Raw genomic sequence first — 17,230 nt, 5'->3', positions numbered from 1 at the left:
GCCTCGGCTGGGCGCGTTTTGCGTGGGCCCCGCGCTGCTCGCCAAGGCGTGATCGTCTTCACGCAACAATCGGCCAAGACCACCTTGCATCGTGGAATATAATATACCAGTCTCCGACCAAGCGACGCCTGCGGCAATACGCCACAACCTTAGCGACACCACGCCGCAAGGGAAAAAGCGCGCATCGGAGGAAACACGATGGCTCAACCAGACTTCACCACCGCGTCCAACCCACCCGGCAGCTTCCGCTGGATCCAACTCGTGATGGGCATCGTCTGCATGGCGATGATCGCCAACCTGCAATACGGATGGACGCTGTTCGTCGATCCCATCGACGCCAAGTATCACTGGGGTCGCGCCGCGATCCAGCTTGCCTTCACGCTGTTCGTCGTCGTCGAGACCTGGCTGGTGCCGGTCGAAGCGTGGTTCGTCGACAAATACGGTCCCAGCGTCGTCATCATGTTCGGCGGAGCCATGATCAGCCTCGCCTGGGTGCTGAACTCCTATGCGGACTCACTGGTGATGCTTTACGCCGGCGCCGTCGTCGGCGGCATCGGCGCCGGTTCGGTCTACGGCACCTGCGTCGGCAATGCTCTGAAGTGGTTTCCCGATCGCCGCGGCCTCGCTGCGGGCGCCACGGCGGCAGGCTTCGGCGCAGGCGCTGCGATCACCGTCGTGCCGATTGCGCATATGATTGCCGAGAGCGGCTATCAGCACGCCTTCTTCACCTTCGGCATCGGCCAGGGCGTGATCGTGTTCATGCTCGCCTTCTTCATGCGTCCGCCTAGGCAGGCTGTGCCGGTGACGAGGAAACAACTCAATCTGCCGCAGACAAAGACGGATTTCACACCGCCGCAAGTGCTGCGCAGCCCGATCTTCTGGGTCATGTATCTGGTCTTCGTGATGGTCGCCGCCGGTGGCTTGATGACCGCAGCGCAGATCGCGCCGATCGCCCACGACTACAACATTGCGAATTCTCCGGTGACACTGGCCGGCTTCCAGATGGCAGCACTGACCTTCGCCATCTCGCTCGATCGCATCTTTGACGGGTTCGGCCGCCCGCTCTTCGGTTGGTTGTCCGATCAGATCGGTCGTGAACACACCATGTTCATCGCCTTCGGCACCGCCGCGCTGATGCTGCTGACACTATCGGCCTATGGCCACAACCCACTCGTCTTCGTGCTGGCGACGGCCGTCTACTTCGGCGTGTTCGGCGAGATCTACAGTCTGTTTCCGGCAACATCAGGCGATACGTTCGGTGCCAAATATGCCGCGACGAATAACGGCATGCTCTACACCGCGAAGGGCACGGCGGCATTGTTGGTACCGCTCGCGAGCCTGATCGCAGCGAGCTATGGATGGCAGGCCGTGTTTGTGATCGCCGTTGCGCTCAATGCCACGGCTGCGTTGCTCGCTTTGTTCGTTATCAAGCCGATGCGACGTGCATTCATTCTGGGGAGCGAGCCTGCCGTACCGGAAGCCGCGGCGCACAGCGCCAAGACCGCCTGATCAATCGAAGCTCGTTCAAGATTTCAGGGGCGCACGCGAGTGCGCCCCTTCTTCATGCCCAACTGGCATACCAGAGCTCCGACTGGATATCGCCAATGCGCTAGAAGCACATAGGAAACGCACGCCGTGCAGCAAATAAACGTCAGAAACACTGACTTTCTTTCTTGATCCACCGCCCCTCGATATGCTGGTTTCTGCGTTGACAACTGGCATACCGTATACCAATCTTGCGCCCACAAGATCGATCCTCAGCCGATCAGCCAAGGGAGGTTATTGCCATGCAAGTCGGAGATATCCTGCGTAGGAAGAGCACCCGTATCGCCACTGTCCGCATGAACGAGACCGTCGCCATCGCGGCGCAGTTGCTCCGGACGGGCAATATCAGCGCACTGGTCGTGAAGGACGTGTGCCGCACCGAGGGCAACACCGCGGTCGGCATGTTCTCGGAACGCGACGTGGTGCGCGCGATCGCCGAACACGGTGCTGCCGGCGTCAATCGCAAGGTCTCGGATATGATCTCGGTCCAGGAATTGATTTCCTGCCACTCGACCGACACGCTCGAACATGTGCGACACCTGATGAACAAGCATCACATTCGGCACGTCCCGGTCATCGACGATCACACGCTGATCGGCGTGATCAGCATCCGTGACATCAGCAGGGCGCTCGATCATGAGGATGCACCGCAAGCGCATGCAGCGGTCGCCTGAGGCCTAGCCTCAAGCTCACTTCGCGTTTCATGCCGGTATCGACACGGACCGCCAGCGGTCCGTGATGCCAGTTCTTTTGCCTTGTCCGCGCCCGTTGCCTTGGTGACATTTCATGAAGATCTGCATCTACGGCGCCGACGCCATCGGCGGCTATCTCGGCGTTCAGCTCGCACGGGCTGGCGCCGATGTCAGCCTTGTCGCGCGCGGCGCGCATCTTGCGGCGATGCGCGCAAATGGACTGAAGCTGCTGATAGCAGGAGAAGAACACGTCGTGCATATCCCCTGCACCGACGATCCAGCAGAACTCGGCGAGCAGGATTATGTCATCATTTGCCTGAAGGCCCATTCGATCACCGGTGTGATCGAACAGATACAGCCGCTGCTCGGACCAAGGACACGCATTGTCACCGCGATGAATCTCCCACGACATGACCCTGCTGCCGGGCGATCTGATCTGCTGCGGCACCTCTGTCGGCGTCGGCGTGATGAAGGAGCCTGTCAACACCGTAACCATCGCGATCGAAGGTATCGGTGAGCTACATAACGAATTCCACCAATAGGAATTAGGCACCCGCCCCGCCAAATCCGCATGGCGCACCGCCGGCTGTCCGATGGACATTCCCCCGGTGCGACGGCATCCTCCGCCCCCCAAAGATCAACAAGCCTCATCGGACCCACCCGATGCGCCTGCGAGGGAACAGAGGACCAATCATGATCAAGACGCGCTTCACCGAGCTCGTGGGTGTCGAACACCCGATCGTCCAGGGCGGCATGCAGTGGGTCGGCCGCGCCGAGCTCGTCGCCGCAGTGGCCAATGCCGGTGCGCTCGGCCTGATCACCGCACTGACCCAGCCGACGCCGGAAGACCTCACCAAGGAAATCGCGCGCTGCCGCGACATGACCGACAAGCCGTTCGGCGTGAACCTGACCATTCTGCCAACCATCAAGCCGCCACCCTATGCGGAATATCGCCAGGCCATCATCGAGGCCGGAATCAAAGTGGTCGAGACCGCCGGCAACAAGCCGCAGGAACACGTCACCGAATTCAAGAAGCACGGCATCAAGGTCATCCATAAATGCACCAGCGTACGCCACGGCCTCTCCGCCGAGCGTATGGGCGTCGATGCGATCTCCATCGACGGCTTCGAATGCGCCGGCCATCCCGGTGAGGACGACACCCCCGGCCTGATCCTGATCCCGGCCGCGGCCGACAAGATCAAGATCCCGATGATCGCCTCGGGCGGCTTCGGCGACGGCCGCGGCCTTGTCGCCGCGCTGGCGCTCGGTGCCGAAGGCATCAACATGGGCACGCGCTTCATGTGCACCAAGGAAAGCCCGATCCATCAGCTGGTGAAGGAACGCATCGTCGCCAATGACGAACGCGAGACCGACCTGATCTTCCGCACCATGCGCAACACCTCGCGCGTCGCCCGGAACGCGGTGAGCAAGCAGGTGGTCGCCATGGAGAAGGAAGGCGCCACTTTCGAGCAGATCAAGGAACTCGTCGCCGGTGCGCGCGGCAAGCTGGTTTATTCGCACGGCGATGCCGAAGATGGCATCTGGTCGGCCGGCCAGGTCCAGGGCCTGATCCACGACATCCCGAGCTGCCAGGAACTCGTGTCGCGCATCATGCATGATGCCGAGACGATTATCCGCGCACGCTTCGAAGCCATGCTTGATGGCAGCCAGCGCCAGGCCGCTGAATAGACGGAACGGAAAGCAGAGCCATGAAAGCTTATGTCTACGGCGCCAACGGCGCTGCGATCGGTGATGCCCCGAAACCCTCACCCACGGGCACGCAGGTGCTGGTCAAGGTGAAGGCCTGCGGCCTCAACCGCGCCGACCTCGGCATGACCAAAGGCCATGTCCACGGTGCTGCCGGCGGCGTCGGCACGGTGCTGGGAATGGAATGGGCGGGCGAGATCGCCGAACTCGGCCCGGAGGCCAAGGGCGTCAAGGTCGGGGATCGCGTGATGGGTTCCGGCGGTGCGGCCTTTGCCGAATTCGCCGTCACCGATCACGGCCGGCTGTTCCACATGCCAGCCAGCATGAGCTTCGAGGATGCCTGCACCCTGCCCGTCGCCATCACCACGATGCACAATGCGCTGGTGACCAATGGCGGACTGCAGCCCGGCCAATCGGTGCTGATCCAGGGCGCCAGCTCCGGCGTCGGCCTGATGGCGCTGCAGATCGCCAGGCTCAAGGGCGCAAAGACGGTGATCGGCTCATCCACCGACCCCGCACGTCGCGCCCGGCTGAAGGACTTCGGCGCCGACCTCGCCATCGATTCGAAGGATGCAGGCTGGGTCGATCAGGTGCTCAAGGCCACGGACGGCGACGGCGTCGATCTGATCGTCGACCAGATCTCGGGCCCCGTCGCCAACCAGAATCTGAAAGCCACGAAGGTGATGGGACGCATCGTCAATGTCGGCCGCCTCGGCGGCACGCATGGCGATTTCAATTTCGATCTCCATGCCGCCCGCCGTATCACCTATATCGGCGTGACCTTCCGCACGCGATCGATGCAGGAGATTCGCGACATCTTCAGTGCGGTGCGTGCGGACATCTGGCCCGCTATCGAAGCCGGCCAACTGAAACTGCCGATCGACAAGGTCTACACATTCGACGACATCGGAACGGCGTTCGACCACATGGAAGCCAACAAGCATCTCGGCAAGATCGTGGTCACGTTGTAACGCGCTGCGAGTCATTGATTTCAACGCCGCGCGTGATTCTCATGCGCGGCGTTCCTGTTTCGGACTCATGCAAGTACCGAACAGTGATGAAATTCTCCGGTGGATACGATTTATTTCACGTTAACGTTTCGTTGACTCTCGACAGCCCTGGCAAAGTGGATTCTTATTGGTCTTGCGATTCGAAGTGGCGGGGCAGTTGTTTCGAGCGACGCGGGCGAGATTCTTCGAGGGGGCTTAGGTATGGCGCGTGCGCATGCGGACAACGCATGCGTCCAATCCGATTCGATCAAAGGATTGGCGCAGTCTATCGCGAAGCCGGCCTATCACAGGCTGCTGATCGCAGAGCCGGCACTTCGCCGAGCCGTCCCTACACTCATCATCGCTTTTCTCATCACGATCTTCTTCGGCGCCTTCGTTCAGGTGGTCGATCAGAGCCGGCAGAAGCAGGCATCGATGAAGCGCGATCTCGCGGCGCTTGCCGATCTGCTCGCCGAGCGTCTCGAACGCAACGGCACCATCCGTCAGGATCGTTCTGCGGCCGTCGAGCGCCTGCAGAGCCTGCTGCCCAGTCTGATTCCATCCTGGGGGATCGCCGGGGGACGCCACGTCATCGTGCTGGGCGCCGATCAGAGCATTCTCGCGCGCGTGCCGATCGACCTGCCGCCCGGCGACGCCAACCGTATCCTCGACGTCCTCAGCGCGACGCAGGCCATGGCTGCGCAGGGTCCACGCACCGACGTTGTCGATGTGAAGCTGCCCGACAACAGCCATGCATTGGCCACCCGTCGCATCGTCAAGGCCCTGCCGGGTCAGGTAGTTGTCATTCAGGAGAACAACGAGCCGACCTGGCGCTCGGACTCCGCGCTATCGATCACGCTCTCGGCCACCACCGGCTTCGTGGTGCTGATCCTCGGCTTCGCCTTCCACTGGCAATCGACCCGTGCCCGCGAGGGCGACGCGATCAACGACGCCGTGCGTGGCCGCATCGACACCGCCCTCAATCGCGGCCGCTGCGGATTGTGGGACTGGGATCTGTCGCGCGGTCGCATCTTCTGGTCGCAGTCGATGTTCACCATGCTGGGCCTCGACAGCCGCAGCGACCTGCTGACCTTCGGCGAAGTCAGCGCGCTGGTACAATCCGACGACATCAACCTGTTCGAGATCGCCGATCAATTGATTTCGTTCAAGATCGATCACATCGACCAGACCTTCCGCATGCAGCACAGCAACGGCCACTGGATCTGGCTGCAATTGCGCTGCGAACTCGCGCAGGGCCAGAACGATGGCAGCCAGCACCTGATCGGCATCGCCATCGACGTCACCGAACAGAAGAGCCTCGCCGAGAAGACCGTCGAGGCCGACGTCCGGCTGCGCGACGCCATCGAGACCATTCCCGAAGCCTTCGTGCTGTGGGACGCGGAAGATCGCCTGGTGCTCTGCAACTCGCATTTCCAGCGCCTGCACAAGCTGCCGGACTCGGCGGTGTCGCCCGGGACGTCCTACGAGACCGTGCTCGAAGTCGGCAGCATGCCCGAGGTCCGCTCGCGTCTCGCGGAATCCGGCGCTGCGGCGCCCGGCGCGCGTACCTTCGAAGCGCAGATCGAGGACGGCAGCTGGCTGCATATCAGCGAACGCCGCACCAAGGACGGCGGCTACGTCTCCGTCGGCACCGACATCACCCGCATCAAGGAGCATGAGCACAAGCTGGTCGACAACGATCTACGCCTTCGCGCCAGCGTCATCGATCTCAAGCACTCCCAGGCCGCGCTGGAGAAACAGGCGCTCGAACTCGCCGACCTCGCGCAGAAATACTCCGACGAGAAGAACCGCGCCGAGGAAGCCAACCAGACCAAGTCGAAATTCCTGGCCAATATGAGCCACGAACTGCGCACGCCGCTGAATGCCATCATCGGCTTCTCGGAAATCATGGGCAGCGGCATGTTCGGCAATCTCGGCTCCGACAAATATGCCGAATACTGCCACGACATTCTCACCAGCGGTCACTACCTGCTCGAAGTCATCAATGACATTCTCGATATGTCGAAGATCGAGGCGGGTCGTATGCAGCTGGACCTCGAGCCGCTCGATCTCGGACAGACGCTGTCCGAAGCGCTGCGTGTGGTCTCCGGCCGCGCCGACGACAAGAATTTGACACTCAGCGCCGACATCGCGGCCGATGCACCGGTGGTGGCCGACCGCCGCGCCATCAAGCAGATCCTGGTCAATCTGCTTTCGAATGCCGTGAAGTTCACACCCGATGGCGGCCGTGTCACCGTGCGCAGCCGCGTCCTGCGCGACTCCGTCGCCCTGATGATCGCCGATAGTGGCATCGGCATCGCCCCGCAGTCGCTGAAGCGTCTGGGACGCCCGTTCGAACAGGTCGAGAGCCAGCTCGCCAAGACCTATCACGGCTCGGGCCTCGGCCTCGCTATCGCCAAATCGCTCACCAACCTGCATGGCGGATCGATGAAGCTGCGCTCCAAGCTCGGCACCGGCACCGTGGTCTGCGTCACCATCCCGCTCCGCGGCAGACACAGGCCAGCGGAAATCTCCGAGGCCGCCTAGGCGTCGATTGCTTACCGCTGACCCGGCCGAGCCAACGCCCATGGCATGACACTCAAGCGTCAAATGGCCGCTTGGGAGGCCCCCGCCCACACCTATACTAAAGGTTGCAGGTCGCTATATTGGCGCGTCGACACGGGCGGTCTGGACTGGGACCGCGATTCTTTCTCGTGTGACCTATCAATTTTCAAAGCCACCATCTGCGAAGTATTTGCCAACAAGACTGCAGCGGTTGCTGATTGAAGGGAATTACTGAACTCACGAACCACACTGCTCTTCAGCACATGGAGGAGCCGTCCAGACAAGAGCGACACGGAGATTGTCGCCTGTTCAATAAACAAAAGCATTCCAGTGGAGGAAATGACGATGAAACTGAGCCATCTCGCCGCGGCGGCATTCTGTCTGACAATGCCGGGCATGGCCATCGCGCAAGACTATCCATCGAAATCCGTCACGGTGATCGTGCCTTTCACCGCCGGCGGCGCAAGCGATACGACGGCGCGCATGACCACGCAAAAGATGCAGGAAAGCTTCGGGCAGTCCTTCATCATCGAGAACAAACCCGGCGCCAACGGCTCCATCGGCGCGACACAACTCGCTCGCTCAAAGCCGGATGGCTACACACTGATGGTGGGCTCGATCGGGGTCATCGCGATCAATCCGGTGCTTTACAAGGACCCGGGCTATCACCCGCTCCAGAATTTCGATCTGCTCAGTGTCGCTGTGCGCAATCCCAACGTGCTGATCACGCGCCCCGATTTCCCGGCCAATACCGTCCAGGAACTCATCGACTATCTCAAGAAGAATCCCGACAAGGTCACGTTCGCCTCATCGGGCGTGGGCTCGTCCGACCATCTGACGGCCGTGTTGTTTTGGCAGAAAACGGGGACCACCGGTATCCATACGCCCTACAAGGGCGGCTCGCAGGCCCATACGGACCTGATGGGCGGACATGTCGACGTCTCCTTCCAGAATCTCGGCGCAGTCGCCAACTACATCCGAGGCGGCAAGATGAAAATTCTGGCCGTTACCAGTGACACGCGCTCCGATTCATTCCCACAGACGCCAACGATGAAGGAAGTCGGCGTCGCCGATCTCAATATCTATTCGTGGCAGGCCTTCGTCGCGCCCAAGGGCCTTCCGGCCGATGTAAAGACCAAGCTCGAGACATCGATCACCACCGCCCTCGCCTCGCCCGATCTCAAGAAGCGGCTGACCGATAGCGGCTTCGAGGTGGTCGCCAATACGGGCGCGGAATTTCAGAGCTTCCTGGAAAAAGAACTCGCCCGCTGGAAGACGGTTGTCGAGATCGGCAAGGTCAAGCCGGAACAGTAGGAACTGCGATACACGTCTCTCAAGCAGCGCAGAGTCTGGCTCAAGCAATCGTTCGAAGACAGTCCCGGACGCGGCGCGTGTCATCAAAGTGCACCGCGTCCGGGACGCGCTTCGTCAAGCCTAGAAGTTGAAGGTCGTCGAGACAAGATAGGTTCGCGGCGCGCCGAGGATCACATATCCATCATTGGTCGCAGCCTGCCAATAGTTGCTGTCGAGCAGATTCTCGACCGAGAACCTGATCACCACGGGCTTGCTGTTCCAGGGTGAGGCAAACGCATAGCGAGCCCCCGCATCATAACGTGTCCAGCTCGCGCCGGAGACCTTGTTCGCTTGGTCCGAAAAATATCCGCCCGTATGGATCGCGCGGCCGGTCACCGTCAGCCCGCGCAGGAATGGTACGTCCCATTCGCCACCAAGATTAAACTGCGTGTCAGGAACGTTGAAGGTACGCAAACCATCATATGTCCCTCTCTCCGTCTTCTCCTGTCGTGCATCGAGGAACATGACACCACCGAGCAGGCGCAGTCCCTCGGTCACCTCGCCAAACGCATTGATTTCAACGCCGCGGTTACGGCTTTCGCCTCCCTGCGACAGGGTATTGGTCGGACGATCAACAATCTGGAACGGGCGCATGATGTCGAAGGCGCTCACCGTGGTCGTGATCCTTCCCCAGTCGATCTTGACGCCCATCTCATGCTGCGTCGACCGGTATGGCGGCAGCACCTGTCCGGCATTCGCAAAACTCTCGCCGACAATCGAGCCTGTTTCCAGCGCCTCGATATAGTTGGCATAAACCGAGACGTTCTCCAGCGGCTTGATGACGAGCGCATAGGCTGGTGTCGTCGCCGATGCATCGTAACCGCCGGTCCTCGTTCCCGTGCCCATGGCGAACGATTCCGACTCCACATATTGGTGCCGGACACCGACGGTGAGCTGGATCCGGTTGTTCCAGATCGACATGGTATCGGCAACACCGAAACTGGACTGGTCCGTGCCGGAAGTTTTGCGAGGCGCGCCGACGTCCACGTTCGGGAAGGGACTTTGACGCGGATTGTACAGGTTCGACCTGAACAGCGCTCCCGAGACGTTGAGAATACCCGTCTCGGCTTCCGCTGTCGCTACGTTGAAATTGATGGAGTGATTGACCGGGCCGGTATCGACATTCGCGCGGAAGCCCGCCTGGGCCGCCGTCCGCTCGTGCTTCTGGTTGTTACGCCTCGGCGTCCCGTTGAAGTTGCCGTTCAGACTGTCCATCCGGATATCGGAATAAAGATATCGCGTGTTGCTGGTACCGATACCTGCCTGGGCATAGGCCGTGAGATTCTCGGTGATATCCACTTCACCCTGGACGAGCGCGTAACGCGATTCCGAATTCCAGAAGCCCCAGTTCGGCATGTAGTTCGCGCGAGCGTCCGGCGCTGCTGGTAGTGCCGTGAGATTGCCGAGATCGACGAAGCGCGTCATCGCGGTGGCATTGTTGTTCTCGTAGCCGATATCGGCTGAGAGGCGCACCCGCTCGCCGCGATAGTCTAGCCCGACAAACGCATTGCCGACTTCCTGGTTCTGATTGGCAAGTTCCGTGGCACCGTCCTTGTAGCTGCCATTGAAGCGAACGCCGAATTCCTTGAACTCGCCGAATCTCTGGCCGACATCCAGTTGCGTGCCAAATTGCGACCGCGACGAATAGGTGTTCGTGATCTGCGCAAGCGGCACGTCGCCCGCCCGCTTGGTCACCAGATTGACGCTGCCGCCGACGCCGCCACCGCCGGGCGGCATGCCATTGAGCAGGGCTGACGGCCCCTTCAGAACTTCCACGCGTTCGATGGCTGACAGCGACGAGAGCGAGAACGCGGACGCGATACCGTAAAGTCCGTTCAGCCCGTAAGCCGTGCTGGACACGCTGAAGCCGCGAATATTCAATTGATCAAAACCGCTGAGACGCGGCACGGTGACACGCACCGACGGATCGTTCGCGAACACGTCGTCGAGCTTACGCGCCTGCTGATCCTGAATCGTCTGCGCCGTGTAGCTCGTCTGGTTGAACGGCGTATCCATTACGCCGCGATTACCGAGCAAACCAACCTGGCTGCCGGATGCGACCTGCCCGCCGGCATAAGCCGCCGGCAGCGAGCCGATCATGCCAGTCGGGGGCGTCGTCGGTGTGCGACGCTCCACCGGCCGCGGCGTCGCACGCGGCGTGACTGCGGCATTTCGGCGCGGCGCGACACGACGGACCGCACGCGGCGTCGGCGCATGCACTTCAACGGCGGGCAGCGCTTGCGAGGTCTGCGCAACAACCGTTGCGTCGGCATCAAGCAATAACGCGAATGCGCTCACAGCAGCCAAAAGGGTTTTCTTGTGAAGTGTAGTTCTGCGCGTCATTGAATCAGTCGCCCCAAAAAACATCGCCGACTTCTGTCGACTAACTCAATGGGGCCTACAGGATGACATGGTGCGGTCACAATGCGGCGCGTCTAGATTCTATCTAATGCTTCACTCCGCTTCATACTCGGAACTCCGTATGCAACTCGCTATCGTGCGCATGCGATTTGACACAGGCGATGAATTCTGCAGGACCTTATTTTACTCTGGAACCCTGCAGATTATCAGATTGGATAGCAACGCACTCGCACGCCCTCTCGGCGCGCAATCACGATCATCACTGGCGCTTCGCCGTGATGTGAACGTGTCCGACCTGATTGGCCTGGGACGTAAACCAGACCACGCCACTCGGTCCTTTCGTCATGCCAAAGGGCTGCGCGTTCTCCGTCTTGAGATCGAAGAACGAAACTTCACCTGCCGGCGTGATACGACCGATCTTGTGCGACTTGAAAGCGGTGAACCAGACATTGCCATCGGCTCCCGCGGCGATACCAATGGGGCGCGTCTCTGCTGGCAATGGAAACTCCTTGATCTCGCCAGCCATAGATATTCTGCCGATGTGATCGGAGCCATTCATGGAAAACCAGAGATGACCATCGGGCCCGATCGTGATGTCGCGCGGGCGTGACTTCGGATTGCCGAGCGGAAATTCCGTGATCTTTCCTGTCTTGACGTCGAGTCGTCCGATCTTTCCGGCCCCGCTTTCCGTGAACCACAAATTCTGATCGGGGCCTGTCACCACACCATAGGCTTCGGCATTTTCCGTCGGGATTGCGAACTCCGAAAACTCTCCGGTCAGCGTCACGCGGCCGATCTTGTTCGCCGCCATTTCCGCAAACCAAATCTGACCGTCCGGACCGACCGTAATGCCGCGCGGCCATGATCCCGTGTTGAATTTCGTGGGTGTCGTGGCCTGTGAGGGGATCGCAAATGTCCCGTTGAATTCCCCTTTGGTCGAGATCCGGCGAATGGCGTTCTCTTCGCGTGACGTGAACCAAAGATTGCCGTCAGGGCCAGACGTGATCCCCTGAATAACTCCGACCTGATCGCCCGGAACGCGAAAGAAACTCATCTCACCGTTTGGCGTGACCCGAAAAATCTGGTGCTTGATGACTTCCGTCACCCACAAATTTCCATCCGGGCCGACAACGATCGCTTGCGGGCGCTGCCCCTCTCCGGGAAGTGACTTCTCGATCAGAGAGATTTCATCCGCCTTGGTCCCGTTCGGAGCAAATGCAGCGACCAAGGCAAAAGCAACGGTAGCGGCGCGGAAGCCTAGAACCTGCATGTCGACTCCATATCGGCGGTTTCATTTCAGTGCTGATGCATGATGACATCGCCGATGCTGCGACATTCGGGCGCAGGCAACTGCAACATCTCAAGCCGCATGTCATCGGCAAACGAAATGCGGACCTACAGGACGTCAGGGTGCGGTCACAATGCGGCGGGTTTAGAATCTATCCAGCCGTTCACGCGAGATCATACGCAGCCCGTCATACACAACTCGCATGCCCGCCGCACGGCGCGGCAGATAGGTCTATGTCTGACCTTCGACAACAGCGCGGAACACCTGCCGCACGTCGGCTTGCATATCGCGCACCCGCGCTTGCAGCGAGGAGAAGTCGGGCTCGTTGCTCACGCGTGCGAGTATGCGCAACAGATCCGTGCCTGCCGTCTCCGGCTTGAACTTGTCGCTCACACACAGCCGCAGCACCTGCGTGAGGTCGTGATAGAGCCGCACCGCCGGACGCAGCACATCGGCGGCGGCTGGCGACAGAATGCCCAGCCGCGCCGCGTTCTCCAGCACCTGTTGCGTGCTGATGCTGAGGATCTCGGGCTTCTCTGCGGCATGTACCAGCTGCAGATACTGCGCGATGAATTCGATATCGACCATGCCACCCGCGGCATGTTTCAGGTCCCAGATATCGTCTTCGCCCTTCTCCTCGGCGATGGCCTGACGCATCTCGGCAACATCGTTGGCGATGATCGTGGTTTCACGCGGACGCGTCAGCACGTCGCGGATGACCAGTTCAATTTTCTCCCGGAACGCGGGCGTCGCCGAAATCACCCGCGCGCGCGTCAGTGCCATGTGCTCCCAGGTCCAGGCCTCGGTCTCCTGATATTCAGCGAAGGAATCTACGCGCGACGCCAGCGGTCCTGCACGGCCCGACGGGCGAAGCCGCATATCGACCTCGTAGAGCACGCCATAATTGGTGCGCGTGGTGAAGGCGCTGATCAGGCGCTGCGTCAGCCGCGCGAAATATTGCGCACCGTGCAGCGGGCGCGGTCCATCTGAGTCCGGCGCGTCGTGATCGAAGTCGTAAATCAAAATCAGATCGAGATCCGACGCCGCCGTCATCTCGCGGCTGCCGAGCTTGCCCATCGCGACGATTGCGGTCTCTTGATCCTTGATGCGGCCGTGCTGGGCGACGAACTGATCGAGCACCAGTCCATGCAGCGTATGCGCGATGCCTTCGGCGACGTCGGCGAAAGCGATGCCCGCCTGCTGCGCCGACACGGTGCCCGACAGAATGCGCGTGCCGATCAGGAACAGGCTCTCCTGCCCGAACAGCCTCAGACGATCGAGAAACTCTTCATAGGAATTGGCGTCTTCGAGGGTCGCCGCCAGCCGCGTCGACAATTCGCGCTGGTCCGGCATGGCGCCGAAGAAGCGCGGATCGATGAGGCCGTCCATGATCTGCGGTTGCCGCGCCAGCATGTCACCCAGACGCGGCGCCGCGCCGAGCACGAGCGCCACCAGCGCGACGAGATCGCGGTTCTGGCTGAGCAGCGAGATCAGCCGGCCGCCGCGCTGCAACGCCTGCAGGAAGCGATCGAACGCGACGACCGCAAGATCTGGCTCCTCGGCATCGGCCAGCCCGACGATCAGCGAAGGCACGAATTCCATGAATGCCTGCCGCGTGCCCTCATATTTGAGCGCGCGATAATCATCCGTCATCCAGTGCTGCACCGTCTCCGCCACCATGGCCGGCTTGCGGAAACCGAGCTTGGTGAAATGTTCGAGCAGTCGCTGATCCGTCGCGCCCGCTTTATAGTCGACCGCCGGAAGATGGACGTTATCGGTGGGGTCGCCCTCGAACAGGCGGCCATAATGCCCCTGCACGCAATTGAGATGCCCGAGCAAATCACTGGCGAAGGCTTCACGACTGTCATAGCCGAAGAAGCGCGCAAGGCGTTCCATGGCGCCGACGTCGTCGGGCAGCGAGTGAGTCTGTTCGTCGGCCACCATCTGCAGCCGATGCTCGACACTGCGCAGGAATTCATAGGCGAGCGTCAGTTCATCGCGCGCCTCGAAGGTGATCCAGTTGCTGGCAGCGAGAATATTCAGCGCCTCCAGCGTCGGCCGCACGCGCAATTCGGGATGGCGTCCGCCGGCAATCAACTGCTGGGTCTGGGCGAAGAACTCGATCTCGCGGATGCCACCACGCCCGACCTTGACATTGTGGCCCTCGACGGAGATTTCATTCTGCCCGCGAAACGTCTGCATCTGCCGTTTCATGTCATGGACATCGGCCAGCGCGGCGAAATCCAGATGCTTGCGCCAGACGAAAGGCGCGATCTCGGCCAGCAGCGCCTCGCCGGCCTTGAAATCGCCGGCGCAAGGAAACGCCTTGATCATTGCCGCGCGCTCCCATGTACGCCCCTCGCGCTCATAGTAATGCAGCGCCGACGCGGTCGAGACCGCTACCGGCGTCGAGGCGGGATCGGGTCGCAGCCGCAGATCGACGCGGAACACATAGCCGTCGCCGGTGCGCTGCTGCAGCAGCCGCGACACGCCCTGCGCGATGCGCACGAAGAATGAATTCGGCTCGATATCCTCGGCCAGCGTATGCGCTTCGAGATCGAAGAAAACGATGAGGTCTATGTCGCTGGAATAGTTCAGTTCGCCGGCGCCCATCTTGCCCATCGCCAGCACAATCAGGCCGCTGCCCTGCTCCGGATTCTCGGGATCCGGCGGCAGGATGCGCTTGCGTGCCATGTCCTGGCGCAGCAGATAACGCACCGTCGTCTGGACGGAGGACACAGCGAGATCGGTCAGCGCCCGCGTGACGCGCATCACCGGCCAGACGCCGCCGATGTCGCACAGCGCAATCAACAAGGCCGCTTCTGATTTCATGCGTCGCAGCAGATGCATGACATCGGGATCGCCACCGGCGGCAGCGACATTCGCCGAGGTCTCGGCGATCAGAGTGGTGAGATGGCGATCGGGATCGCAATGCAGCAGCCGCAATGCACGACCGGCATCGGCACGGATCAGATCGAACAGATAGGGCGAGGCCTCGGCAATGCCGAGCAGGATCGCCTTGACGTGCGGAAATTGGTCGGTGATCGCACGAAACGCGCCGGCATCGTCCGGCGCGATATCGGCGAGCCATTCGCCGAAGCGCTGCTCGGCATCGGCGGGGGCGAACAGCTGCGGTCCGCTGACGAATTGCGCGGCCAGCGGGAGCTGGCCCTCGCCTGTTGCGGCTGAGGTCATGCCGACTTCTGTGGCACATTCCCCGTTTGACCCGCAAGGCCTTCGGCGGCCACTGCCGGCAGCGCCAACGTGACCCGCAACCCTGGATGATTGTCGCCCAGCTGCAATTCACCGCCGTGCAGCGTGGCCACGGCAGATGCAAGACTGAGACCGAGGCCGGAACCGGGCAATGTGCGGCTCGCTTCCAGCCGCACGAAGCGCTCCACCGCATGTTTCCGATCGGCTTCGGGAATGCCTGGACCATGATCGGACACGCTGAGCAGCACCTGATCGCCATCGCGCCGCGCCTCGATCACGATGTCCTTGGCAGCCGCAGCGCCTGCGCTATCGGCATTCTCGTCCGTGATCGCAGGTTTGCCATATTTGATGGCGTTTTCGACGAGATTGGCGAGCGCCTGGCTGATCAGTTCGCGATTGCCGCGCAGCGGCGCAGCCGCGGTCTTGACGGTCAGCGTGAGGTCGCTGTCTTCAGCCAGCGGTTCATAGAGCTCGTGGATGCCCTCGGCCACTTCAGCAGCGTCGAAATTGTCCATATTGCCGCGCGCTTGCCCTGATTCAGCACGTGCGATCATCAGCAGCGCATTGAAGGTCCGGATCAGGCCATCGGATTCCTCGATGGTGCGTTCCAGCGCTGCACGATATTCGGCCTCGTTGCTGGATCGCGCCAGCGCCTCCTCGGCCCGATTGCGCAGCCGCGTGAGCGGCGTCTTGAGGTCATGGGCGATATTGTCCGAGACTTCCTTCAGTCCTGTCATCAGCGCTTCGATGCGCTCCAGCATGGCATTGAGATTTTCCGCGAGACGGTCGAGTTCGTCGCCACTGCGTCCGACCGGCAGACGGCCGGAGAGATCGCCCGCCATGATGCGCTGGGTGGTGCCGGTCATGGCGTCGATCCGCCGCAGCACGCGGCTGGCGACGAAGATACCGCCCCCGAGACCAAGGACAACGACGATCAGCACCGACCACTTTGCGGCATCGCCGACGATGTCGAATAGACGCCGGCGTTCTTCGAGATCATGGCCGATCAGCAGCCGGAAGCCGCTGCTCAATTGCGTCACCTTCACCAGTGCGCGATGGTTGGACGAGTCGGGATCGTCGAGCCGGCGATAGGCGGTCTCGGACCAGCCCGTGGTCGCCATCACGCCAGGCGCCAGTGAGGACACGTTGCCGGCGATGGATTGACCCGCCGGTGTCGTGATCAGATAGAGGTTGGCGCCAGGACGCAGCGCCCGGTTCTCGATGGCGCCCACGATTCCACGCAAGCCGCGCCGTCCGAACAGATCGCTCAGCTCAGTCATTTCGTCATCGACCGTGGTCGTGATCTGATCATTGATCAGCCGGTGTGTATTCCAGGCGAAATAGCCGAGCAGCGATGCTGCAAACAGCGCAAACAGCAGCAGATAGGCCAACGTCAACCGGAAGGCCGTCGTGCGAAACAGTTTACCGATAGCCGTCACGGGTCACGCTCGGGACGTGCGGAAATGGAAGGTTCTGGAAGTCATGCCCTGTTCTAGCAGGCGCAAGCCGTAACAAAC

General features: G+C 61.3%; 10 protein-coding genes and 2 pseudogenes. 8 read left to right on the top strand and 4 right to left on the bottom strand.

The annotated features are described in order from the left end of the window. The first annotated feature begins 198 nt into the window (after window positions 1-198). The 8 genes and pseudogenes from oxlT to AB7813_RS01095 all read left to right on the top strand — a co-directional run bounded on the left by oxlT (window position 199) and on the right by AB7813_RS01095 (window position 8,812). Window positions 199-1,509 (top strand): oxalate/formate MFS antiporter, encoded by a 1,311-nt coding sequence (gene oxlT / locus AB7813_RS01130; protein WP_439063578.1) that lies wholly within the window; start codon window positions 199-201, stop codon window positions 1,507-1,509. 278 nt (window positions 1,510-1,787) lie between these two features. Then, window positions 1,788-2,219 (top strand): CBS domain-containing protein, encoded by a 432-nt coding sequence (locus AB7813_RS01125; protein ID WP_089267110.1) that lies wholly within the window; start codon window positions 1,788-1,790, stop codon window positions 2,217-2,219. Window positions 2,220-2,331: 112 nt separating this feature from the next. Beyond that, window positions 2,332-2,637: pseudogene (locus AB7813_RS01120) on the top strand (2-dehydropantoate 2-reductase N-terminal domain-containing protein); the annotation flags it as partial. Continuing rightward, window positions 2,636-2,779: pseudogene (locus AB7813_RS01115) on the top strand (fumarylacetoacetate hydrolase family protein); the annotation flags it as partial. The pseudogenes AB7813_RS01120 and AB7813_RS01115, both read left to right, overlap by 2 nt. Window positions 2,780-2,930: 151 nt before the next feature. After that, on the top strand, window positions 2,931-3,926 hold the full coding sequence (locus AB7813_RS01110; protein WP_089267106.1) for an NAD(P)H-dependent flavin oxidoreductase: 996 nt from the start codon (window positions 2,931-2,933) through the stop codon (window positions 3,924-3,926). A gap of 20 nt (window positions 3,927-3,946) precedes the next feature. Continuing rightward, on the top strand, window positions 3,947-4,915 hold the full coding sequence (locus tag AB7813_RS01105) for a zinc-binding dehydrogenase (protein ID WP_439083612.1): 969 nt from the start codon (window positions 3,947-3,949) through the stop codon (window positions 4,913-4,915). Window positions 4,916-5,155: 240 nt separating this feature from the next. Beyond that, window positions 5,156-7,480 carry a PAS domain-containing sensor histidine kinase gene (locus AB7813_RS01100; protein ID WP_439083613.1) on the top strand — a complete coding sequence of 775 codons (2,325 nt, stop codon included), beginning with the start codon at window positions 5,156-5,158 and terminating at the stop codon, window positions 7,478-7,480. A 363-nt stretch (window positions 7,481-7,843) separates the two neighbouring features. Next, the gene (locus AB7813_RS01095; RefSeq protein WP_309944607.1) at window positions 7,844-8,812 is read left to right on the top strand and encodes a Bug family tripartite tricarboxylate transporter substrate binding protein; all 969 of its coding nucleotides are present in this window, start codon (window positions 7,844-7,846) and stop codon (window positions 8,810-8,812) included. Between the two features lie 120 nt (window positions 8,813-8,932). On the opposite strand, the gene AB7813_RS01090 is transcribed toward AB7813_RS01095, so the two are convergent. From AB7813_RS01090 to AB7813_RS01075, 4 genes are all read right to left on the bottom strand, one after another. Then, the gene (locus AB7813_RS01090) at window positions 8,933-11,149 is read right to left on the bottom strand and encodes a TonB-dependent receptor (protein ID WP_309946226.1); all 2,217 of its coding nucleotides are present in this window, start codon (window positions 11,147-11,149) and stop codon (window positions 8,933-8,935) included. A 322-nt stretch (window positions 11,150-11,471) separates the two neighbouring features. Next, the gene (locus AB7813_RS01085; protein ID WP_439063575.1) at window positions 11,472-12,482 is read right to left on the bottom strand and encodes a Vgb family protein; all 1,011 of its coding nucleotides are present in this window, start codon (window positions 12,480-12,482) and stop codon (window positions 11,472-11,474) included. 249 nt (window positions 12,483-12,731) lie between these two features. Beyond that, window positions 12,732-15,695 carry a bifunctional [glutamine synthetase] adenylyltransferase/[glutamine synthetase]-adenylyl-L-tyrosine phosphorylase gene (locus AB7813_RS01080; RefSeq protein WP_439063574.1) on the bottom strand — a complete coding sequence of 988 codons (2,964 nt, stop codon included), beginning with the start codon at window positions 15,693-15,695 and terminating at the stop codon, window positions 12,732-12,734. Beyond that, window positions 15,692-17,152: a sensor histidine kinase gene (locus AB7813_RS01075; protein ID WP_231080975.1), complete on the bottom strand. Its 1,461-nt coding sequence runs from the start codon at window positions 17,150-17,152 to the stop codon at window positions 15,692-15,694. The genes AB7813_RS01080 and AB7813_RS01075 overlap by 4 nt, the downstream gene beginning before the upstream one ends. Window positions 17,153-17,230: the final 78 nt, after the last annotated feature.

It is taken from the genome of Tardiphaga sp. 20_F10_N6_6 (assembly GCF_052076045.1).
GTDB lineage: Bacteria > Pseudomonadota > Alphaproteobacteria > Rhizobiales > Xanthobacteraceae > Tardiphaga > Tardiphaga robiniae.
This window is presented reverse-complemented; position numbering and strand designations above follow the sequence as displayed.